The following is a 21,842-nucleotide window of genomic DNA, read 5'->3' on the forward strand; positions in this document are numbered from 1 at the left end:
AGGCTGTCTGACTGAACGCGCCGCCTGGACGCTCATCGCGAGCAGGCTCGCTCCTACAGTGTATCGGTTGTGTCAGGCAATCAATGCCCGCGCAACCACTCGATAAACAGCGCAAATAACTCCGACTGCGACCCCACCTCCAGCTTCAAATACAGATTCTTGCGGTGCATGCGCACGGTTTCCGGGGAGATGTTCATCTGGCTGGCCGTGGATTTCACCGAGTGCCCGCGCAGCACCATGTGCGCCACTTCGCGCTCGCGGTCGGTCAGTACGTCGCAACCGAATTGCTCGAACGCCGATTGCACCCGATGCTTGAGATCATCGCGCAGGCCTTGATCGTTATTGCCCTGGATCTCGCTACTGCGCAGCAGGCCACGCTGGCTGAATTCGCTGATGAATTCACGCACCAGCGGTTCGACGGCGCGCAGCAAGTTCAATTGGTCGGCCCGCAGGCATGCACCGCCGAAACCTTGATAGAGGCTCACCGAGATCTTGGTGTCATTACCGGTATCGACGATGTAGTAGCTGTCTTCCGAGCAGCCCGCATTGAGGTAATAAGCCTTGTAGTAATCACTGTCGAAGAAGTTGTCCGGCGCGATTTCTTCCAGGTGATAAAAGCCTTGCGCCAACCCCTGCTCCACCGCCAGGCAGAACGGGTCGAGCAAATACCCACCGGCAAAATAGCGTTCGAGTATCGAGACCTGATACTCCTGGGCAATCCCGCGCTGATACAGCAGCTGCGGCGCGCGGTCCTTGCGCTCCAGGCTGATCATCATCGACTCGATGGACACCAGCTGCGCCAACGCCGACGCCAGGTATTGCAGGGCGTCGGGCTCATCGATATGGGCGAATGCCTCGCGCATTCCCCCATGCCATTTGTGCAACGCCCCGAAGGGCATTGCGATCAGCGTATCGTCGTCTGGTTTGCTCATGCCCCGCAGTCTAGCGGCTGCACACGCCCTTGGTAACAACCCGACTGACGAAATCATTGGCCGGCGTACTGCCCGCTCGCCTCGAGCTCGGCCGCCACTTCGAGGATACATTCGCGCAGGATCTCGACGATTTCATCGACCTGGGCATAAGTCAGGATCAGCGGCGGCGACATCACGTTCAGGTGCATGATCGGCCGCACCAGCAATCCCCTGGCCTGGGCCCGCACATGGATCTTCTCGCCGATGTTGATCTCATCGGCGAACAACGCCTTGGTGCGTTTGTCGGCGACGAACTCCACGCACGCCATCAATTTCAGGCATCGCACATCACCCACCAGTGGCAGATCGCGCAACGTGGCCAGGCGCTGTTCCAGATAACCGCCGACATCGTCGACGTGGGCCAGCAGGTTTTCCCGTTCAATGATTTCGATGTTCTTCAATGCCGCCGTGCAGCACACCGGATGGCCGCTGTAGGTAAAGCCGTGGGTGAAGCAGCGGCCCTGGCCCGGCTCGGCGATGACCTTCCAGATGCGCTCGGAAAAGATGCACGCGCCCAGCGGCAGGTACGCCGAGGTCAGGCCTTTGGCGGTGGTGATGATGTCGGGCTGCACGTCGAATACGTCTTTTGAAGCGAAGAACTTGCCCAGGCGCCCGAACGACGTGACCACCTCGTCGGCGACGAACAGGATGTCGTAGCGCTGGCAGACTTCCCACATGCGCTTGAGGTAGCCCTTGGGCGCAATGATCACCCCGCCCGAACCCATCACCGGTTCGGCGAAGAACCCGGCGACCTTGTCCGCGCCAATCGACAGGATCTTGTCTTCGAACTCCTTGACCAGGAACTCGAGGAACTGCGCCTCGTCCATGCCCTGCGGCGCGCGGTAGGGATTGGGGTTGGACACGTGGTGAATCAGCGGGTTGGCGTAATCGAACTCCGGCACCCGGTCGGCGGCCTTGTTGCCGATCGACATGGTCAGGGTGGTGGAGCCGTGGTACGCGTTGAAACGGGCGATGACGTGCTTCTTTTCAGGCAGCCCGCGGCAGTTCTGGTAGTACTGGATCAGGCGGTACGCGGTGTCCACGGCGGTTGAGCCGCCGGTGGTGAGGAACACGTGGTCGAGGTCGCCGGGCGCCAGGCTGGCGAGCTTTTCGCACAGCTCGATGGCCACGTTGTTGGACATGTCGGAAAACGGATTCGAATAGGCCAGTTGCCGCACCTGATCGGCGATGGCCTGGGCCATTTCCTCACGGCCCAGGCCGATATTGGTGCACCACATGCCGCCCACCGCATCGAGAAAGCGGTTGCCCTGGGTGTCGTAGATGTAGGCGCCGTCGCCTGCGACGATGTTCAGGGAGCCTTGTTCGGCGTGCTCGTCGAACACGTGATAGCCGTGCATATGGTGGGCCTTGTCGGCCTTGACCAGCCGGGACTCGTCCGCTGGGGAAAAAACGGTGCGTGTTGGCGTCGCCATAAATAAACCTCTAACCGGATTGACTAACGATCGAACGAATCAGATGCCGCTTTTCACCGTGCTCCAGACCCGGGTCATGGCGCGCATGTCCTTGGCGTCCTGGGTTTTCTGTGGGAACAGGCGCTCGCGGGTGGCGTCATCGGGGTAGATCGCCGGGTTGTTGCGCACATCGGCATTCAACAAAGGTGTGGCTGCCGCGTTGCTGTTGGCGTAATGGATGTAATCGGTGACGTCCGCCATCACCTGCGGCTGCATCAGGTATTCGAGAAACTTGTGCGCGTTGGCGACATGGGGCGCGTCGGCCGGGATGTACATGTTGTCGAACCAGATCAGCGAGCCTTCCTTGGGAATGAAATAGGACAGGTTGATGTTCAACTTGGCTTCTTCGGCGCGGGCCATGGCCGTCGCGTAGTCGCCGGACCAGGTCATGGCCATGCACACGTCGCCGTTGGGCAGGCTGGTCAGGTAATTGACCGAGTCGAATTTGCGGATATACGGGCGCACCGACAGCAACAGTTCCTGCGCTGCTTTCAGGTCCTCCGGCTTGGCGCTACGCGGATCGCGGCCCAGGTACTTGAGCGCCAGGGGGATCACTTCGGTGGGCGCATCCACCAGGGTCACACCACAGTCGGCGAAGCGCGAGACGATCTTCGGATCGAAAATCATCGCCAGCGAGCCGATCGGCGCATCCGGCATGCGCTCCTTGATTTTGTCGACGTTGTAGGTGATGCCGTTGCTGCCCCAGGTATAAGGCGCCGAGTAGGTCGGGCCCGGATCGAACCCTTGCAGGTCGTGCAAGACCTTCGGGTCCAGGTTGCTCCAGCCCGGCAGCAGTTTCTTGTCCAGAGGCTGGAACACCTTGGCCTGGATCAGCGGCGGCGCGAGTGAGGCATTCAGCACGATCAGGTCATAACCGGAGTGACCCGTGAGCAACTTGGCCTGCACCGTTTCATAGGCGTCGAAGGTGTCGTAGATCACCTTGATCCCGGTGGCCTTTTCGAAATCGGCCAGGGTTTTCTCACCGATGTAGTCCGCCCAGTTGTACAGCCGCAGCGTATTGCTGTCGTTCACCTCACCGGCGTGGGCACTCAGGGTCAGCGGTACAACAAACAGACTGGAAATCACCTTAAGCAGTGTCTTGCCCATAGCAAATGCACCTTATCAAGCGAGTTCGGCTCTGGATGAGCGATGACCCTACTATTGGTGGATTCGCCGGACCGCACCATACCCCGAATGGGTGTGTGGGTTGTTTTCACGGCGCGATATGGCAAAAAGCATCAGGTCGGTTGACCCGTTTTGTCATAGCTGCGGGGATTGCCTGACGCTTAAAGTGTCCGTTGAACCGACTCTGCCAGAGCCATCCATGACCGACCTGATCAAACAAGAACTGCGCGATGGCGTGCTGACACTGACCATCGATCGCCCAGACAAGCTCAACGCACTGACCAACGGCATGTACACGCGCTTGGCCGACCTGCTGTTTGCGGCTGACGAGAACGACGAAATCCAGGTGGTCATCGTGACCGGTGGCCCGAACTGTTTTACCAGTGGCAACGACCTGGTGGACTTTCTGCAAGAGCCGCCAACGCACCTGGACAGCCCGGCATTCCGCCTGATGCGCGCCGTGACCCACCTGCAAAAGCCGTTGATCGCGGCAGTGTGCGGGGCCGCCATCGGCATCGGTACCACCTTGCTGCTGCATTGCGACCAGGTGCTGGTGACCCGTAATGCCAAGCTGCGTACGCCGTTCGTCAATCTGGGCCTGTGCCCCGAGTTCGGCGCCAGCCTGCTGTTGCCACGCCGGCTGGGCCAGGCCCGTGCGGCGCGCCTGCTGCTGTTGGGCGACAGCCTCGATGGCAACGAGGCGGTGGCTTGGGGCCTGGCCAACGAAGCCTTTGATGACGGCGAACAGTGCATGGCTGCGGCAAACAAAATTGCCCAACGCTTTCTGGCGATGCCCCAGCAAGCCCTGCGCCAATCCCGGCAATTGATGACGCAGGCCGGCATGGCCGAACTGCAAGCCACCCTGCGCGAAGAAAACCTGCTGTTCATCCAGCGCCTCAACACCGTCGAGGCGAAAACGGCCTTGAACGCCCTGCTCAATCGCAGTACAGATAAGAATCCAGCGAAAGGAACACAACCATGAACACCCCGGAAATTTACGTCGTCAGCGCCGCCCGTACCGCCATTGGCACCTTCGGTGGTTCACTCAAGGATGTGCCACCGTCGGAGCTTGCGACCACCGCCGTGAAAGCCGCCCTGCAACGGGCCGGCGTAGACCCGGCGCTGGTTGGCCATCTGGTGATGGGCCACGTGATCCCGACCGAAACCCGCGACGCCTACATCTCCCGGGTTGCCGCGATGAACGCCGGCATCCCGAAGGAAACCCCGGCCTACAACGTCAACCGCCTGTGCGGTTCGGGCCTGCAAGCGATCATCAGCGCGGCGCAGACCCTGCTGCTGGGCGATGCCGACATCGCCATCGGCGCCGGTGCCGAATCCATGAGCCGCGGCCCGTACCTGCTGCCATCCGCCCGTTGGGGGGCGCGCATGGGCAATGTCCAGGCCGTCGACTACATGCTCGGCATCCTGCATGACCCGTTCCAGAACATCCACATGGGCATCACCGCGGAAAACGTCGCCGCACGCAACGGCATCACCCGTGAAATGCAGGATGCCCTGGCCCTGGAAGACCAGAAACGCGCAGCCCATGCGATTGCCAACGGCTACTTCAATGACCAGATCGCGACCGTGGAAATCCAGGATCGCAAGGGCACCAAGCTGTTCAACGTCGACGAGCATCCACGCGCCACGTCCCTGGAACAGCTGGCTGCGATGAAGCCGGCGTTCAAGAAGGACGGCTCGGTCACCGCCGGCAACGCCTCGGGCCTCAACGACGGTGCCGCCGCACTGGTCATGGCCACCGGCGCTGCGGTACAGGTCAACAACCTGCGCCCACTCGCCCGACTGGTCAGCTACGCCCACGCCGGCCTAGAACCGGAACTGATGGGCCTGGGCCCGATCCCGGCCACACGCCTGGCGCTCAAGCGCGCCGGCCTGACTGTCGCCGACATGGATGTGATCGAAGCCAACATCGCTTTCGCCGCACAAGCCTGCGCAGTCAGCCAGGAACTGGATCTGGATCCGGCCAAGGTCAACCCGAACGGCTCGGGCATCGCCCTGGGTCACCCGGTGGGCGCGACCGGCGCCATCATCGCCACCAAGGCCATCCACGAACTGCACCGCGTCAATGGCCGTTACGCGCTGGTGACCATGTGCATCGGCGGTGGCCAGGGCATTGCGGCGATTTTCGAACGCGCCTGATCCCTCTGTAGGAGCTGTAGGAGCTGTAGGAGCTGTCGAGTGAAACGAGGCTGCGATCTTTTGATCCTGAAAAATCAAGGTCAAAGGATCGCAGCCTGCGGCAGCTCCTACACCGGCAGTGCTACGGTCAGGCAACATCCTTTCCGTCGCGGCTCGTCACGCGCGCATCCCGCCACTTGATCGCCGACAACATCAGCGCCAATACAGCACACAGCAACAGTGTCTGCCCCAAGGCCTGCCCCCAGGCTGCAAGCATCAGCCCGCCACCGATCAACAGGTAATACAGCAATCCGAACAACGCGCCCGCCGTGCCCAGTCGATCACCATAGTTGACCAGGGCCGAGCCAAGGATGTTGGGGATCGCCATGCCGAACGCCAGCACCACCAACAGCATCGGCAGGACAAACAGAACGCTGTGCTCCAGCAGCAACACACCGCTCGCGCCCAGCACCATCATCGCGGCAGCCACCTGGATCAGTTGATGCCCGCTCAGTCCACGTTGCAACAGCCGTTTGTTGAACCAGGCGCCAAGGCCGGAGCCCAGGGCCAGGACAACGCCGCTATAACCAAACCACTGCGCGCCCAAATCCAGGCGCTGGAACACGAAGGGGCCGAGGCTGTAGTAGCTGAACAGGGCAATGTTGAATGCCGCGACCAACAGCGTCGACCACCAGACGTCACGGTCGCGCAGCATTGCGCACAGCGTCTCGAACAGTGCCGGGGTTTTCACCACCCGTGGTCGGGTTTCCGGCAGGTCTCGCAGGCACCAGAGCCACAGCCCCAGCGACAGCGCTAAAAGACAGGCCAGTACACCCCGATAACCGAAGGCCTGCACCAAGCTCGCACCGGTAAACAAGCCAATCGCCGGGCTGGCCGCCAACGCGATGCCCATCACCGAAAAAACCTGGGCCAGTTGCGCACCCTGGAAGCGGTCGCGCAGCACGGTTTGCGTAACCACCGAACCCACCGCCGCATCGAACGCGGCCAGGCCTTGCGCGACCAACAGCGCATCGAAGGTGCCGGCACTGAGCCCCATCGTCGACGCAACGGCGTACAACACCAGGCCGGCGAGCATCGATGGTCGACGCCCAATGCGATCACACAGCCGTCCCCACACCACTACACCGAACGCGAAAGCCAGGAAAAACACCGACAAGGTTTGCGCCGCTTGTTGTGGGCCGACAGAAAAGGCCTGGCCGATATCCGCCAACGCCGGGCTGTAGAGGGTTTGGGCGATCTGCGGAAACATCAGCAGGGCAACGGCCAAGAGGAGGAGCTTTTTTCCGTTCATCACAACTTCACTCGCAAGAAATCCGCTGAACAGCTTAAGCAGCCGCAAGTGGCGTACTATCGAAACCCTGCCAACTTATCAATGAAATCGGACAAAGCATGGCTTGGCTGGAAGCCCACACACCCTTCGATCCCGATCGCCATGACGCGCCCGTCATCGGCATCGCCGCGACACTCGGCGATCACGATTCGGGCATGCATCAGCATCGACGCGGGCAGTTGCTGTTTACCCGTCAGGGCTGCATGCGCATTACCCTGGCGCAGCAGCTGTGCCTGTTACCGCCCTCCCGCGCGGCCTGGATACCGTCCGGCGTTGCCCATCGCGCCGTCATGCATAAAAGCGTCGACTACCGCTCCATCTACCTCTCCCCCGCGCTTTGCGCAGAGCTGCCACAACAGGTTTGCGTCATCGAAGTCAGCCCGTTGCTGCGGGTGGTGTTGGAGTCGATCGCCAACGCCGACTTCGCCACCGACTGGCAGCAGGGAAAACACCTTCATCTGCTGGCCCTGTGCATGAGCGAGATACGCGACGCCGCCCGCCAACCGATGTTGCTGCCACTGCCGTCGGATAAACGCCTGGCACCCCTACTGGCCACCCCCGAGAAACTGCCACCCAGACTTCAGGTCCTGCAGCAACAACTAGGTGCCAGCGGCCGCACCATCGGACGAATCTTCCAGCGTGAAACCGGCATGAGTTATCAGCAATGGCGACAACAGTGGCGCCTGATGCGCGCCATCGAACTGCTCGCAACCGGACGCAACATCGGCTACAGCGCTTTCGAACTCGGCTTTGCCAGTGACAGCGCCTTCATCGCGTTCTTCAAGGACATGACCGGAATCACCCCGGGCGACTGGCTGAAATAGAACCTGACAGCCGGCAGCAAAAATCATTTGCGACTAAATATTACATGCGTCATATTACGTTCGTAATTAAACGCTTCCCACAGGTAATCCTCCATGACCAGCATGCCCACCGTAGAGCCCGACCTTGCTGTCCCGGTGAACACTCGCAAGCCGCTGCTCAAACGCCTGCTCCTGCCGACACTGGGCATCGCCGCGCTGGTACTCGCTGGTGTGTACGCCGCGCACTGGTGGACCGCCGGCCGCTTCATCGAGGAAACCGACGATGCCTACATCGGTGGCAACGTGACGGTGATCGGGCCTAAAGTGGCGGGTTACATCGATGAAGTGCTGGTGACCGACAATCAAAAGGTCAAGGCCGGTGATGTGCTTGTCCGCCTCGATTCGCGCGACTACCGCGCCAACCTGGCCAAGGCCGAGGGTGCGGTGGCGGCTGAGGAAGCCCTGCTCGCCAACCTCGACGCCACCGAACAACTGCAACAGGCCGTGATCGGCCAGGCCCGCGCCGGCATCGATGCCGCCGGTGCCGAAACCGCCCGTTCACGCGATGACGATGCACGCTACAAAAAGCTCGTCAGCACCAACGCCGTTTCAGTGGAAAGCGCGCAACGGGCCAACGCCACGTTCAAGACCGCCCAGGCCCAAAGCAACCGCGCCCAGGCTGAGCTGTTGGCCGCGCAACGGCAGCTGAACGTGATCGCCACACAGAAACAACAAGCCCGCGCGGCCCTGATTCAGGCCCGTGCCGAACGCGACCTGGCGCAGTTGAACGTCGGCTACACCGAACTTCGCGCACCGGTGGACGGGGTGATCGGGAATCGACGGGCACGGGTTGGCGCTTATGCCCAGGCCGGTTCGCAGCTGCTGTCGGTCGTGCCGTCCAGCGGCCTGTGGGTCGATGCCAATTTCAAGGAGGATCAACTGGCACGCATGGTGCCTGGGCAGCGGGTGATCATTCACGCCGACGTGCTTTCGGGCCAGGAATTCCATGGTCATCTGGACAGCCTGGCACCGGCCAGCGGCTCACAATTCAGCGTGCTGCCACCGGAAAACGCCACCGGCAACTTCACCAAGATCGTCCAGCGGGTACCGGTGCGCATCCACCTCGACCCGGCCGACGGCGTGCTTGGCCACCTGCGCCCCGGCCTGTCGGTCACCGCCGAAGTGGACACGCGCAAGGCGCCTGAAACGCCAGCCGTGGCCAGCGCGCCATGAGCCGCGCCCTCGCCGCCCCGGCACAACCGTTCAATGCCGCGAACATGGCGACGGCGACCAAGGTGTTCGCCTTCGCCAGCATGTGCATCGGCATGTTCATTGCGTTGCTGGATATCCAGATCGTCTCGGCGTCGCTGCGTGACATCGGCGGCGGGCTCTCCGCCGGCACCGATGAAACCGCCTGGGTGCAGACCAGTTACCTGATCGCCGAAATCATCGTGATCCCCCTCTCTGGCTGGCTGTCCCGGGTGTTTTCCACACGCTGGTTGTTCTGCGCCTCAGCGGTGGGTTTTACCCTGACCAGCCTGTTGTGCGGCATGGCCTGGAACATCCAGAGCATGATCGCCTTCCGCGCCCTGCAAGGCTTTCTCGGCGGCTCGATGATCCCGATGGTGTTCACCACGGCGTTCGTTTTCTTCACCGGCAAGCAACGGGTGATCGCCGCTGCAACCATCGGCGCGGTGGCGTCCCTGGCCCCTACCCTGGGGCCGGTGATCGGTGGCTGGATCACCGACATATCGTCCTGGCACTGGCTGTTCTACATCAACCTGGTGCCGGGAATTTTCGTGGCCGTGGCCGTGCCGATGCTGGTGAAGATCGACCAACCGGAACTGTCGCTGCTCAAGGGCGCCGACTATCTGAGCATGGTGTTCCTGGCGCTGTTTCTCGGCTGCCTGGAATACACCCTCGAAGAGGGCCCGCGCTGGAACTGGTTCAGCGACCGCACGATCCTGACCACGGCGTGGATCAGCGGCCTGGCGGGCCTGGCATTCATTGGCCGCACCCTGCACGTGGCCAACCCGATCGTCGACCTGCGGGCCTTGAAAGACCGCAACTTCGCCCTCGGCTGTTTCTTCTCCTTCGTCACCGGCATCGGCCTGTTCGCGACCATTTACCTGACCCCGTTGTTCCTCGGCCGGGTACGTGGCTATGGCGCGCTGGACATTGGTCTGGCGGTTTTCTCCACCGGCGTGTTCCAGATCATGGCGATTCCGCTGTACGCCTTTCTGGCCAACCGCGTCGACCTGCGCTGGATCATGATGACCGGCCTCGGCTTGTTCGCCTTGTCGATGTGGGATTTCAGCCCGATCACCCATGACTGGGGGGCCAGGGAATTGATGCTGCCACAAGCGCTGCGCGGGATCGCCCAGCAACTGGCGGTACCGCCCGCGGTGACACTGACCCTCGGCGGCCTCGCGCCAGCGCGACTGAAACACGCTTCGGGGCTGTTCAACCTGATGCGCAACCTGGGCGGCGCCATCGGCATCGCCGCCTGCGCGACCATCCTCAATGACCGCACCAACCTGCATTTCACCCGGCTGGCGGAGAACCTCAACAGCACCAACGAAGCCCTCAACCAGTGGCTGTCCCAGGTCGGCCACAACTTCGCCGCCCTTGGCCAGAGCGGCGACCTGGGTGTCACCGCCAGCCTGCGTCAGCTCTGGCTGCTGACCTACCGCGAGGCGCAGACACAAACCTACGGCGATGCGTTCCTGATGATCATGGTCTGCTTCATCGTCGCCACGGCGATGGTGCCCTTGATGCGCAAGGTGCAACCACCGGCTGCGCCGAGTGCCGATGCGCATTGAGGCTCGGCACTCGTCATAGGCGAAAATCAGGCCTGAGGCGTCTTGCGGAAGCCCACCGCCAGGCGGTTCCAGCCGTTGATGGTGTTGATCGCGACGGTCAGGTCGACCATTTCCTTGGGGGTGAACTGGGCGGCGACCACTTCGTAGTCTTCGTCTGGCGCATGGGTCAGGCTGAGCTGGGTCAGCGATTCGGTCCAGAGCAGTGCGGCGCGTTCGCGCTCGGTGAAGAAGGGTGCTTCGCGCCAGGCCGTCACGGCGAACAGGCGACGCGGGGTTTCGCCGGCCTTGATCGCGTCAGCGGTGTGCATGTCGATGCAGAAGGCGCAACCGTTGATTTGCGAAGAGCGCAACTTGACCAGTTCGATCAGGGACTTTTCCAGCGGCAGTTTGGAAACGGCGGTTTCCAGGGCGATCATGGCTTTGAGGGCGTCAGGGGAAGCGGTGTAGAAATCGATACGCGGTTGCATGGCATGCTCCTGGGCAAGTGGGTGTGCCACTAAGTTAGCCCCAAGGCCTGCGCGCACAAATAGCCAATCCGGCCGAAGTCGAGGAGGCCAATGGCCCGCGTAGTGACTATTCCCCCTTCACACTCGACTGCGCAGCCAGTGCAAGAACCCTTTCTTCGGCACAATGACGGGCACATCGGCGATCAGCGACTTTGCCTTGTTCAGGCGGAAATCCAGCAAGGTCTTCATCGCATCGTTGATGTCCTGACGGGCATCCAGGCAGGGCTTGAGGTACTGCTTTTCGATGCGATAAAGCGTGCACGGGGTTTTCGCGGTGAACTGGGCGGGTAGCGCGCTGTCGGTCAGGATGCCGGCCTCGCCGATCACCTCCCCCGGCCCCATGCGCCCGGATTCGATGGGCGTGCCATGACGGTTCAACGTGACCGAAACCACCCCGGACTCGATGATGAACAAGTGATCGCTGACCTCCCCCGCCTCCAGTATCGTCTCGTCGGTGCGGAAGGATTGCAGGGACATGTTCTGGCTGAAGGTTTCCTTCTCTTCGTGGCGCAGGGTGGAGAACAGCGGCGAGCTGTCGAGCAGCGCCCGTGGCCGGGTGAGGTCGCTCGACGGGTTGGCTTCGACGCTCGACAGCAAATGGATCCCTGATGCGCGCAAATGCCGGTAGGCCAGATCGAACAGTTGATTGCGTACCGAGCGCTTTTCGCTCATCGAGGCGACAAACCCGCTGATTTCGTATTCGTTGCCGGCTGCGCTGGAGCTTTTGAGCGCGACTTTGCCGCCGGGTGACGTCAACAAGGTCCGGCAGCCCTGCATTGCCCGCTCAAGGGCATCGATCACGATCTGCGGACGGACATGGGGGCTGACCTGCAAGCTGATCGAAAGGCCGAACATATCGCTGGGCCGGCTGAAGTTGGTGATCTTGGCCTTGGCCGCCAGCGAGTTGGGGATCACGATCATGCTGCCCTGGGAGGTCTGCAAGCGCGTGGCCCGCCAATCGATGTCGATGACCCGGCCTTCGGTGCCGTCGATGGCGATCCAGTCATCCAGTTGATAGGGCTTGGTGGTGTTCAGCACGATCCCGGAAAACACGTCGCTGAGGGTGCTTTGCAAGGCCAGGCCGACGATGATCGCCAAGGCGCCGGACGTAGCCAGTACGCCTTTGACCGGCAGATTGAGCACGTAGGCCAGGGCGGCGATGACCGCGACCAGGAAAATCACGGCGCCGAGCAAGTCCTGCAACAGTCGCCCGGTGTGCCCTACCCGCTGCATCATGCCCGCACCGATCAGCACGGTCAGGGTGCGTGCAGCGAACAGCCACCAGCCGATCTGCAACCCGGTGGCCGCCAGATGCAACGGCACGTTGTCGACCCAGGGCGCAGGCTCCAGCGGGTTCATGCCTTCGTTGAACAGCACCAGGCTGAACAGCGAGAAAATCACCACCCGCACCAGCAGTTTCACGTTGTGGCCACGGGTACCGATCAGGCGCCACAACACCAGATCGGTGAGGATCAGGACCAAGGCGCAAACCAGCGGGTGTTCGGTCAGTAACGACAGCATCAAGCAACTCCGGCGCGGGACAATGTGCGAAAGATCTCACACATTGGCCAGAGTGTAGTAGGAGCGAGCATGCTCGCGAATAACCAGAGAGCGACGCGTTGATCCAGACAGAACGCGTTATCGTTGACGAAAATCGCGAGCAGGCTCGCTCCTACAGAGGGCGATGCGTGCCGGGTTACTTGGTCAGGGTGCTGTAGCTGGTCATCAGGTTGCGATAATCCGGGATGTGGTTGGAGAACAGCGTGCCCAGGCCTTCGACGTCGTTGCGCCAGTCGCGGTGCAGCTCACAGGCCAGGCCGAACCAGGTCATCAGCTGCGCGCCGGCGGTGGACATGCGATTCCACGCCGATTCACGGGTCAGTTCGTTGAACGTACCGGAAGCATCGGTGACGACAAAGACATCGAAGCCTTCGGCCAGCGCCGAGAGTGCCGGAAACGCTACACAGACTTCAGTGACCACACCGGCGATGATCAATTGCTTCTTGCCGGTTGCCTTGATCGCCTTGACGAAGTCTTCGTTGTCCCAGGCATTGATCTGACCGGGACGCGCAATGTACGGGGCATCCGGGAACTGTGCCTTGAGCTCGGGCACCAGTGGGCCGTTGGGGCCGGTTTCGAAACTGGTGGTGAGGATGGTCGGCAGCTTGAAGTACGTGGCCAGATCGGCCAGGGCCAGTACGTTGTTCTTGAAACGATCCGGGTCGATGTCGCGCACCAGCGACAGCAGGCCTGTCTGATGATCCACCAACAGAACGGCGGCGTTGTCCTTGTCGAGACGCTTGTAGGAAGTTGTCATGGCAGTAGTCCTCGCGTGTTATCGATGCCGAAAAAGTCGGCGTGGTTTTCCCGGTTAGCGCTGCGAATCCAGCACTTCATGTTCGTTCGCCACTTGTTGAGCCTTGAGGTAGCTCTCGATCAACAATTGATAATGCGGCATGGCCTGGGCATAGACAGCGGCCCACTGCTCGGCGTCCGGACGGTTCCACGAGCCTTGCAGCTCTGAGAGCGTAGCCATGATGTCGATCGGCACCACCCCGGCCTGGGCCAGGCGGGCAACTGTCAGATCAGTGGCCAACTTGGAGTGGTTGCCCGAGGCATCGACCACGGCGAACACCTTGTAGCCTTCATGCACCGCCGCAATGGACGGAAACGCCAGGCACACGCTGGTCAGGGTGCCGGCGATCACCAGCGTTTTCTTGCCGGTGGCTTTTACCGCCGCGTGAAACTCCGGGTTATCCCAGGCGTTGATTTCGCCCTTGCGGGCCACGTATTGGGCATGCGGTGCCGCCTCGTGGATTTCCGGAATCAGCGGCCCGTTCGGCCCTTGCGGCACCGAAGCGGTGGTGATCACCGGCATCTTCAGCAAGGTTGCCGCCTTGGCCAGGGCGATGGCGTTGGCGCGCAGTTGCGGTACATCCATGTCCTTGACGATCTGGAACAGTCCGCTCTGGTGATCGATCAACAGCATGGCGCTGTCATTGGGGTCGATCGTCGGTTTCTGGCCATTGAAGTTGGCCGCATTGACGGTGTTCATCAGTGTTTCCTCTTTTGACAGGCAACAGCCATCCCTGGCCTGGGAACCGGCCTACTCATCCTGTGTAGAGCGGGTTGTTGGAGCGAAGCGGATTAACCGTGCATCTGGCCGAAGCGACCGGACTGGAAGTCGGCGAACGCCTGGTGGATTTCCTGCTCGGTGTTCATCACGAACGGTCCGTGGCCGACGATCGGTTCGTCGATCGGTTCGCCGCTGAGCAGCAGCACCACCGCGTCCTCGCTGGCCTGGAGGGTCATCTGATCGCCCTCGCGGTCGAACAAGGCCAACTGCCCTTGACGCACCGACTCCAGGCCGTTGACCTCAATCGTGCCGCGCAAAACCACCAGTGCGGTGTTGCGTCCTTCATGCAGATCCAGTGTGAGCAACTTGCCGGCATTCAGGCGCAGGTCCCAGACGTCGATTGGGGTAAAGGTGCGCGACGGCCCTTTGTGGCCTTCAAATTCACCGGCGATCAAGCGCAAGCTGCCGGCGTTGTTCTTCAAGGCAATGCTCGGGATGTCACCATCAAGGATGGTCTGGTAACCGGCGTCGGCCATTTTGTCCTTGGCCGGCAGGTTGACCCACAACTGCACCATTTCCAGGGTGCCGCCGCTCTTGGCGAAACCTTCGGAGTGAAACTCTTCATGGAGAATCCCCGAGGCGGCGGTCATCCATTGCACGTCGCCGGGGCCGATCTTGCCGCCACTGCCGGTGGAGTCGCGGTGTTCCAGTTCGCCCTTGTAAACGATAGTCACGGTTTCGAACCCGCGGTGCGGATGCTGACCAACGCCACGTCGCGCGGTGGTCGGGGTGAACTCAGCGGGGCCGGCATGATCCAGCAGCAGGAACGGGCTGATGTGCTTGCCCAGGTTGTCGTAGGAAAACAGCGTGCGAACCGGAAAACCGTCGCCGACCCAATGGGCCCGCGGGCTGGTGTAGATACCGATGATGTTTTTCATGGTGTCTCCTGATGAGGTGGGTGAAGCCATGGACAGAGCTTAAAACCGTGACCTTTGCTGCGCTAGACTGCAAAAATCAGCTTTAGCGTTCTATCTGGAGAACGATGGTGGAAGACCTCAACACCCTCTACTACTTCACCCAAGTGGTGGAACATCAGGGTTTCGCCGCGGCCGGGCGGGCCCTGGACATGCCCAAGTCCAAGCTCAGCCGACGCATTGCCGAACTCGAGGAACGCCTCGGCGTACGGTTGCTGCATCGCAGCAGCCGGCATTGTTCGCTGACTGAAATCGGCCAGGCTTACTACCAGCGTTGCCTGGCGATGCGGGTGGAGGCGGAAAGCGCCGCCGAACTGATCGAACGTAACCGCTCCGAACCCCAGGGCGTGGTGCGCATCAGTTGTCCGACGGCGTTGCTCAACTCCTGGGTCGGGCCGATGCTGACCCGCTACCTGCTCAAATATCCACTGGTGGAGTTGTTCATCGAGAGCACCAACCGCCGGGTCGACTTGATCCACGAGGGTTTCGACATCGCGCTGCGGGTGCGATTTCCGCCGCTGGAAAACACCGACATGGTGATGAAGGTGCTGGGTAACAGCACCCAGAGCGTGGTGGGCAGCCCGGCCTTTTTACCGCGCCTGTCGACACCCGCCTCCCCGGCTGACCTAAGCGGTTTGCCGAGCCTGCACTGGGGGACGGTGCAACGCGAGTACCAGTGGGAGTTGTTCGGCTCCGATGGCAGCAGCGCGATGATCAGGCATGCGCCGCGAATGGTCACCGACGACCTGTTGGCCTTGCGTCACGCGGCGGTAGCCGGCATCGGGATTGTCCACCTGCCCAGCGTGGTGGTGCGCGATGAGATCGCCGCCGGCCAATTGGTCGAACTGGTGCCGGGCTGGGCGCCCAAAAGTGGCGTTATCCATGCGATCTTCCCGTCACGCCGTGGCCTGCTGCCGTCGGTGCGGACCTTGATCGACTTTCTTGGCGAGGAGTTCAGCCGCAGTGATATTGCCTGAGGGCAGCTGCAAGCTTTCAGCGGCAAGCTGGTTTGAGGGGTAGCGCAGATTTTACTTTGGGCATAACATGCTGAAAAATTACAATCATAATATTTTCTCAGCTGAGGATCTGTACATGCAAAGCCCAAGCCGCGAAGCCACCCTCGCCCAATGGATCGCCCAGGAACAGGCCATGCGCGCCCGCCTTGCCGGGCCTGGCAGTTTGTCCCTGGCCGAAGTCAGCGCCCTGTCGCCCGCCGAGTTTTTCGAGGGCATCGGCAACGGTGAACTGCCCTCGCCGCCCATTGGGGCCCTGATGGATTTCATCCCTATTGAATGGTCCGCCGGGCTGTTCATTTTTCAGGGCACACCGGATGCGCGGCATTACAACCCGCTGGGCACCGTGCATGGCGGTTATGCGGCGACCTTGCTGGATTCGTGCATGGGCTGCGCGGTCCATACGCAACTGAAAAAAGGCCAGGGTTATACGACGCTGGATCTGCGTATCAGTTATGTCCGGGCCCTGAACAACGCCAGCGGACCGGTGCGGGCCGAGGGCAAGATCGTGCATCTGGGGCGTTCGACGGCGTTGGCCGAGGGGCGGATTTATGATGTGGATGGGCGGCTGTATGCGACGGGGACGACGACTTGCATGATTCTTGAGGCGCTGGGGTAAGTCTGTAAACCGAGTCGCATTCTTCGCGAGCAGGCTCGCTCCCACAGGGGACAGCGATCCAATGTGGGAGCGAGCCTGCTCGCGAAGGCGTCTGCCCAGACACCTTCAATCCCCAGACTGCCCATCGATTTTTGATCTGCGGTAAACATTGCTTTGCCCATCCAGCGGTTTTTCTCACGGATACGGGCGTGGATACTCGCGGCCATTCCCACTGCAACCTCTGGAGTCATTCATGTCTATCCCCGCTTTCGGCCTGGGTACGTTTCGCTTGCAAGGCCAGGTGGTCATCGATTCGGTGAGCACCGCCCTGGAACTGGGTTACCGGGTCATCGACACCGCGCAGATCTACGAAAACGAAGCCGACGTCGGCCAGGCCATCGCCGCCAGCGGGGTTGCCCGCGAAGACCTGTTCATCACCAGCAAGATCTGGGTCGCCAACTTCGCCAAGGATCGCCTGATCGACAGCCTCAAGGAGAGCCTGCAAAAACTGCAGACCGACTACCTGGACCTGACCCTGATTCACTGGCCGTCGCCGGAAGACCAGGTGCCGGTCGAAGAATTCATGGGGGCCTTGCTCGAAGCCAAACAGCTGGGCCTGACCCGGCAGATCGGTGTCTCCAACTTCACTATCGACCTGATGAAACAGGCGATTGCCGCTGTCGGCGCCGAGAACATCGCCACCAACCAGATCGAACTGCACCCTTACCTGCAAAACCGCCAGGTCGTCGAGTTCGCGCAAAGCCAGGGCATCCACATCACCTCGTACATGACCCTGGCCTACGGTGAAGTGCTCAAGCATCCGGTGATTGCGCAGATCGCCGATCGCCTTCAAGCGACCCCGGCACAAATCACCCTGGCCTGGGCACTGCAATTGGGCTATGGCGTGATTCCTTCGTCGACCAAACGCGCCAACCTCGCCGGCAACCTCCAGGCCAGCGCCATCACGTTGAGCGATGCCGACATGGCATCGATCGCCAGCCTGGATCGCGGCCATCGCCTGACCAGCCCCAAGGGCCTTGCGCCAGCCTGGGACTAAACAGCCGGGTTCAAGCCTCAGCCCTGTTCAAGCGTTTTTTCCAGGCGCGTCATGGCCTGGTGCAACTGATCGACGGCAGCGTCGATCAGTGAGGCATCGTCCTCGACACAGGCACGCTCCAGTTGTTCGCAACACACCACCAGTGCCTGTGCCCGGACCATTTGCGCCCCACCCCTGATGCGGTGCGCCAGGTCTTTCAAGCCATGGCGATTACCGCTGGCATGTTCTTGCAGCAGGCGTTCGCGATCCTCACGGTTGGTCACGGCCAGATCCTGCAGCAGTTGCACGATCAGCTCACTGTCGGCCCCCGTGTAGCGTTGCAACCCGCTCAGATCGATTTCGGTGATGGGCGGCGCTTCGGGCACGCCTGCCGATTCGCCGGGAAATCTGCTGGCCAACCATGCGCTCAGGTCGACCAATCGAATGGGTTTGAACAGACAATCGTCCATGCCCGCTTCAATACAACGAATTTTCTCCTCTGGCTGCGCGCTGGCGGTGAAGCCCAGGATCAAGGTCGACGGTCCCACCTGAAAACGCTCCGCATCGCGGATCGCACCCGCCAGTTCATAACCGCTGACCACCGGCATGTTGCAGTCGGTGACGACCAGATCGCAGACGTGTTCGCGCCATTGCTCGAAACCTTGCTGGCCATCCTCGGCGAGCAGCACCTGGTGCCCGAGGTAAGTCAGTTGTCGCGAAAGCAGCAACCGGTTGGCCGAGTAATCGTCCACCACCAAAATCGTCAGCGGCCGAGTCCTTGCCGGCGCTTCACCCGGTGTTGTTTCAGAGGCGGGCAACGCCTGCAATGCCAGCAGTTCAAGGCTGATGTCCAGGCAGGTACCGCGCCCCAGGACGCTGGTAAGTTGCAAGCGCCCCCCCATCATTTCGCACAGCGTGCGGCTGATCACCAGCCCCAGGCCGGAGCCCTGCCGGCCCGAGGCCTGACGGTTGCCGGCCTGCACGAACGGGCTGAACAGGCGTTGCTGGTCAAAGGTGCTGATACCGCTGCCGCTGTCCTCGATACGCACACTGACCGCGAAACGATCCGGCGACACGGGCACAACCCGCAACCTCAGGCTGACCTCGCCTTTGTGGGTGAACTTGATGGCATTGCTCAACAGATTGGACAGCACCTGCTTGAAACGCGTGGGGTCGATCAACACATCGCGGTCGCTGTGTTCGTCCAGGTCGATGCGCCAGTGCAGGTTCTTCTGCCGGGCCAGGCCTTCGAAGACCCGGCACACCGACACCACCAGCGCCTGCAGATTGGCCCGCTCCGGCGTCAGCGACAAATGCCCGGACTCGATACGGGCAATGTCCAGGATGTCGCCGATCAAGGCCAGCAACTGTTGCCCGGCATTAGACGCCACCTCGATGGCCGCACGGTCGGTAACGCCCTTGTCGGCGGATTTCAGCGCCAGCTCAAGCATGCCGATCAGGGCATTCATCGGCGTGCGGATCTCATGGCTCATGGTCGCCAGGAACGTGGTCTTGGCCCGGTTGGCATCGTCGGCGGCGTCCTTGGCCTCCTGCAATCGGGCGAGCCATTGCTGGCGCTGGCGGATCTGCCGGCGCTGCCAGGCGATCCACGCCAGGGCAAGCAGAAGCGAGGCGCCAGCGGCGGCGAACGCCTGGAAAATCGTCTGTCGATGACGCAGCCAATAACTCTGCTCCACCATCAGGTCATTGCGCCAAGGCTGTATCAGGTCGTCGATTTCTTCGGGAGGGATACTGAGCAAAGCCTTGTCCAGGATCGAATGCAACTCCGTGTCGTCGCGACCGGTCGCCAGGGTACTGCGCGCGGGATCAATACCCACCGTGCTGGTGACATGGAGACGATCACGATACTGCCGGGAGATCAGGTAGCGGGCGCTGATCAACGAATTGATGCCACCTTGTGCCTTGCCTTGGGCGACTATTTCCATGGCATCGGCCGACAGTGGCGCATCCACGAAACCGATTGACGGGAAGTGTTGGCGAATGAACTCGCCAGCGATATTGCCCTCGGTCAGCGCCAGGGTTTTTCCGGCCAAATCATCCAGGGTCCTGGGGCTGTCCGGCGCCATGCGCGTCACCAGCACCGAGGGGCTGGTCAGAAACGGCCGAGTGAACAGCAAGTCTTCCTCGCGCCGGGAACTCAGGCCGATGCCGGCCAGCACATCGACCTGGCCGCTCTTGATTGCCTGCAGCATCTCGGCCACTGAGCGCATGCCCCGGATGTCGAATTGCAAGCCGGTGCGCAGGCTGATTTTCGCCAACACATCGACACCGATGCCGCGAAACCTGCCTTCACTGTCCATGAAGGTGATCGGCGGGATGTTCTCGTTGATCGCCACACTCACGCGCGGGTGCCGGTCGAGCCAACGTTGCTCGGCCACGCTCAATTGCAGTGACTGCGTGCCCGGCATGGACACCCCGCTCGCCCCCCAGCGGCGCAGGATGTTCATCTGTTCATTGGCCGTTATCGCCGCCAGGGCCTTGTTGACGATGCGCAGCAGCGCTGGGTTGTCGCGGGCCATGGCAAAGGCGAAGCGCCCCGATTCCATGGGCGAGAAATCCGCCAACTGGACGTTGTTCAGGTAGTTTTTGCTGATCAGGTAATGGGCGCTGATCGCATCGCCCAGGTAGACATCCGCCTGGCCGAAGGCGACTGCGCCGACCGCCGCCAGTGTCGAGGGAAAAAGCTGAACCTGGGCTTGGGGATAAAATTGCTGCACGTTTTGTTCAGGCAAGTAGTGGTAGAGCGTTGCCAGGCGCTTGCCGGCCAAGGTCGGGTCCAGTACCTGTGGCGAATCAATGCGGGTCACCAATACCGGCTGATCCACCGCATAGGCGTGGGACATTTGTAATTGGCGGTCCTGGGACTCGTAGCTGTTGGACGTTCCCAGCAAGTCTGCCGTCCCTTGCTTGACGGCTCGGACGGCGTCTTCGCGGGATGCATAGCGCCGCACTTCGATCTCCACCCGCAGCAGTTGCCGCAGCAGATCGGCATAGTCGGCTGTCACCCCTTCCAGCACGTGATCGGTGGTGATGTCGAAAGGCGGATAGTCCGGGGCCGAAACGGCAAGCACCAATCGGGCTTTTTGCCGCAACCAGCGCCAATCGGCTGCTGACAACGACAGCACCTGGCCGTCCACGCTGGAACGGCCCAGTAACGTCAATGTTTGCGGCTGCGCAAAGACACTCGATGCCCCCAGGCAAAGCGCCAACAGCAGGTATCGAAGAGTGTTCATTCAGATCAAGTGATGACGCTGGGCAAGATCGCGCAGATGCACCGACGACTTCACGTTGAGTTTTTCAGTCAGGCGGGTTTTGTAGGTGCTGACGGTCTTGTGGCTCACGTGCAGGATTTCGGCGATTTCCTTGTTGCTCGTGCCCCGGGCCAGATGCAGGAAAATGGATAACTCGCGGTCCGAAAGGCTGTTGATCAACTGTTTTTCACTACGCAGTACCTGGCTCACCGACACCGAGCTCGAGGGCAACCGGGTGAAGTATGTGTAACCCGCCATCACGGCGTGCACGGCTTTGTGCAAATGCTGCAGATCGTTGGTCTTGGCGACGTAGGCCACGGCACCGGCACGCATGCAACGATCCTGGAAAAACGCCGGTTCCTGGGCCGTGAACACCACCACCCGGCAGTGCGCCTCTTCCATCTGGATTCGTGCCAGTACATCCAGGCCGTCGAGCTTCGGGATGTTGAGGTCCAGCACCACCAGTTCAGGTTTATGCTCGCGGATCATCGACAGGACTTCATTACCGCAGGCCGCTTCAAAGATACGTTTGTATCCCTCAAGCTTGAGCACGATTTTGACTGCACCGCGAATCACCGGATGATCGTCCACAACCAGCGCGCACTTCATGGCAACTCCCTATGCATAAACACGACATTCGGACACTGACGGCCCATGGGCAAGAACACGCACATGGCTGCGCAT

19 protein-coding genes are annotated in these 21,842 nt (G+C 61.3%); 8 read left to right on the forward strand and 11 right to left on the reverse strand.

The genetic code is table 11. The features are described 5' to 3' along the window. Positions 1-80 precede the first annotated feature (80 nt). Genes OH720_RS23060 through OH720_RS23070 form a run of 3 tightly spaced genes read right to left on the reverse strand, consistent with a single transcriptional unit; the run spans position 81 to position 3,550 of the window. Entirely contained in the window at positions 81-989 is a 909-nt protein-coding gene (locus OH720_RS23060) for a helix-turn-helix domain-containing protein (RefSeq protein ID WP_442967222.1), read from the reverse strand. Beyond that, positions 986-2,404: an aminotransferase gene (locus OH720_RS23065; RefSeq protein ID WP_272603028.1), complete on the reverse strand. Its 1,419-nt coding sequence runs from the start codon at positions 2,402-2,404 to the stop codon at positions 986-988. The genes OH720_RS23060 and OH720_RS23065 overlap by 4 nt, the downstream gene beginning before the upstream one ends. A 39-nt stretch (positions 2,405-2,443) precedes the next feature. After that, a complete protein-coding gene (locus tag OH720_RS23070) occupies positions 2,444-3,550 on the reverse strand; it encodes a polyamine ABC transporter substrate-binding protein (RefSeq protein ID WP_272603029.1) in 1,107 nt (368 codons plus the stop codon). A gap of 217 nt (positions 3,551-3,767) precedes the next feature. Between OH720_RS23070 and OH720_RS23075 the strand changes: the two genes are divergently transcribed. Together OH720_RS23075 and OH720_RS23080 are read left to right on the forward strand one after the other, a co-directional pair. After that, the gene (locus OH720_RS23075; RefSeq protein ID WP_272603030.1) at positions 3,768-4,550 is read left to right on the forward strand and encodes an enoyl-CoA hydratase-related protein; all 783 of its coding nucleotides are present in this window, start codon (positions 3,768-3,770) and stop codon (positions 4,548-4,550) included. Further along, complete coding sequence (locus OH720_RS23080; RefSeq protein ID WP_272603031.1) at positions 4,547-5,728, forward strand: acetyl-CoA C-acyltransferase family protein; 1,182 nt, start codon at positions 4,547-4,549, stop codon at positions 5,726-5,728. Before OH720_RS23075 ends, OH720_RS23080 begins: the two co-directional genes overlap by 4 nt. 127 nt (positions 5,729-5,855) lie before the next feature. On the opposite strand, the gene OH720_RS23085 is transcribed toward OH720_RS23080, so the two are convergent. Further along, positions 5,856-7,019 (reverse strand): multidrug effflux MFS transporter, encoded by a 1,164-nt coding sequence (locus OH720_RS23085; RefSeq protein ID WP_272603032.1) that lies wholly within the window; start codon positions 7,017-7,019, stop codon positions 5,856-5,858. Between the two features lie 98 nt (positions 7,020-7,117). Between OH720_RS23085 and OH720_RS23090 the strand changes: the two genes are divergently transcribed. The 3 genes from OH720_RS23090 (at position 7,118) to OH720_RS23100 (ending at position 10,683) form a co-directional block, all read left to right on the forward strand. Then, positions 7,118-7,882, forward strand: coding sequence for an AraC family transcriptional regulator (locus OH720_RS23090; protein ID WP_272603033.1), 765 nt, complete (start codon positions 7,118-7,120; stop codon positions 7,880-7,882). 93 nt (positions 7,883-7,975) lie between these two features. Then, positions 7,976-9,094, forward strand: a complete 1,119-nt coding sequence (locus tag OH720_RS23095) for an HlyD family secretion protein (protein WP_272603034.1) — start codon at positions 7,976-7,978, stop codon at positions 9,092-9,094. Beyond that, a complete protein-coding gene (locus OH720_RS23100; RefSeq protein ID WP_272603035.1) occupies positions 9,091-10,683 on the forward strand; it encodes a DHA2 family efflux MFS transporter permease subunit in 1,593 nt (530 codons plus the stop codon). The genes OH720_RS23095 and OH720_RS23100 overlap by 4 nt, the downstream gene beginning before the upstream one ends. Positions 10,684-10,709: 26 nt before the next feature. Here OH720_RS23100 and OH720_RS23105 read toward each other — a convergent pair whose 3' ends face one another. The 5 genes from OH720_RS23105 to OH720_RS23125 form a co-directional block, all read right to left on the reverse strand. Next, positions 10,710-11,150: a carboxymuconolactone decarboxylase family protein gene (locus OH720_RS23105; protein WP_180203649.1), complete on the reverse strand. Its 441-nt coding sequence runs from the start codon at positions 11,148-11,150 to the stop codon at positions 10,710-10,712. A 117-nt stretch (positions 11,151-11,267) separates the two neighbouring features. Then, complete coding sequence (locus OH720_RS23110; RefSeq protein WP_272603036.1) at positions 11,268-12,710, reverse strand: mechanosensitive ion channel family protein; 1,443 nt, start codon at positions 12,708-12,710, stop codon at positions 11,268-11,270. A gap of 175 nt (positions 12,711-12,885) precedes the next feature. Continuing rightward, positions 12,886-13,506, reverse strand: a complete 621-nt coding sequence (ycaC, locus tag OH720_RS23115) for an isochorismate family cysteine hydrolase YcaC (protein ID WP_180203651.1) — start codon at positions 13,504-13,506, stop codon at positions 12,886-12,888. Between the two features lie 54 nt (positions 13,507-13,560). Beyond that, a complete protein-coding gene (locus tag OH720_RS23120) occupies positions 13,561-14,244 on the reverse strand; it encodes an isochorismatase family protein (protein WP_272603037.1) in 684 nt (227 codons plus the stop codon). Between the two features lie 92 nt (positions 14,245-14,336). Beyond that, positions 14,337-15,203, reverse strand: coding sequence for a pirin family protein (locus OH720_RS23125; RefSeq protein WP_272603038.1), 867 nt, complete (start codon positions 15,201-15,203; stop codon positions 14,337-14,339). 104 nt (positions 15,204-15,307) lie between these two features. Between OH720_RS23125 and OH720_RS23130 the strand changes: the two genes are divergently transcribed. The 3 genes from OH720_RS23130 (at position 15,308) to dkgB (ending at position 17,907) form a co-directional block, all read left to right on the forward strand. After that, positions 15,308-16,216, forward strand: coding sequence for a LysR substrate-binding domain-containing protein (locus tag OH720_RS23130; protein ID WP_272603039.1), 909 nt, complete (start codon positions 15,308-15,310; stop codon positions 16,214-16,216). A gap of 115 nt (positions 16,217-16,331) precedes the next feature. After that, positions 16,332-16,871 (forward strand): PaaI family thioesterase, encoded by a 540-nt coding sequence (locus OH720_RS23135; RefSeq protein ID WP_272603040.1) that lies wholly within the window; start codon positions 16,332-16,334, stop codon positions 16,869-16,871. 232 nt (positions 16,872-17,103) lie between these two features. Continuing rightward, the gene (dkgB, locus tag OH720_RS23140) at positions 17,104-17,907 is read left to right on the forward strand and encodes a 2,5-didehydrogluconate reductase DkgB (RefSeq protein ID WP_272603041.1); all 804 of its coding nucleotides are present in this window, start codon (positions 17,104-17,106) and stop codon (positions 17,905-17,907) included. Between the two features lie 17 nt (positions 17,908-17,924). On the opposite strand, the gene OH720_RS23145 is transcribed toward dkgB, so the two are convergent. Together OH720_RS23145 and OH720_RS23150 are read right to left on the reverse strand one after the other, a co-directional pair. Beyond that, positions 17,925-21,140 carry a transporter substrate-binding domain-containing protein gene (locus tag OH720_RS23145; protein WP_272603042.1) on the reverse strand — a complete coding sequence of 1,072 codons (3,216 nt, stop codon included), beginning with the start codon at positions 21,138-21,140 and terminating at the stop codon, positions 17,925-17,927. Next, positions 21,141-21,767, reverse strand: a complete 627-nt coding sequence (locus OH720_RS23150) for a response regulator transcription factor (protein WP_272603043.1) — start codon at positions 21,765-21,767, stop codon at positions 21,141-21,143. Positions 21,768-21,842 lie beyond the last annotated feature (75 nt).

It is taken from the genome of Pseudomonas sp. WJP1 (assembly GCF_028471945.1).
GTDB lineage: Bacteria > Pseudomonadota > Gammaproteobacteria > Pseudomonadales > Pseudomonadaceae > Aquipseudomonas.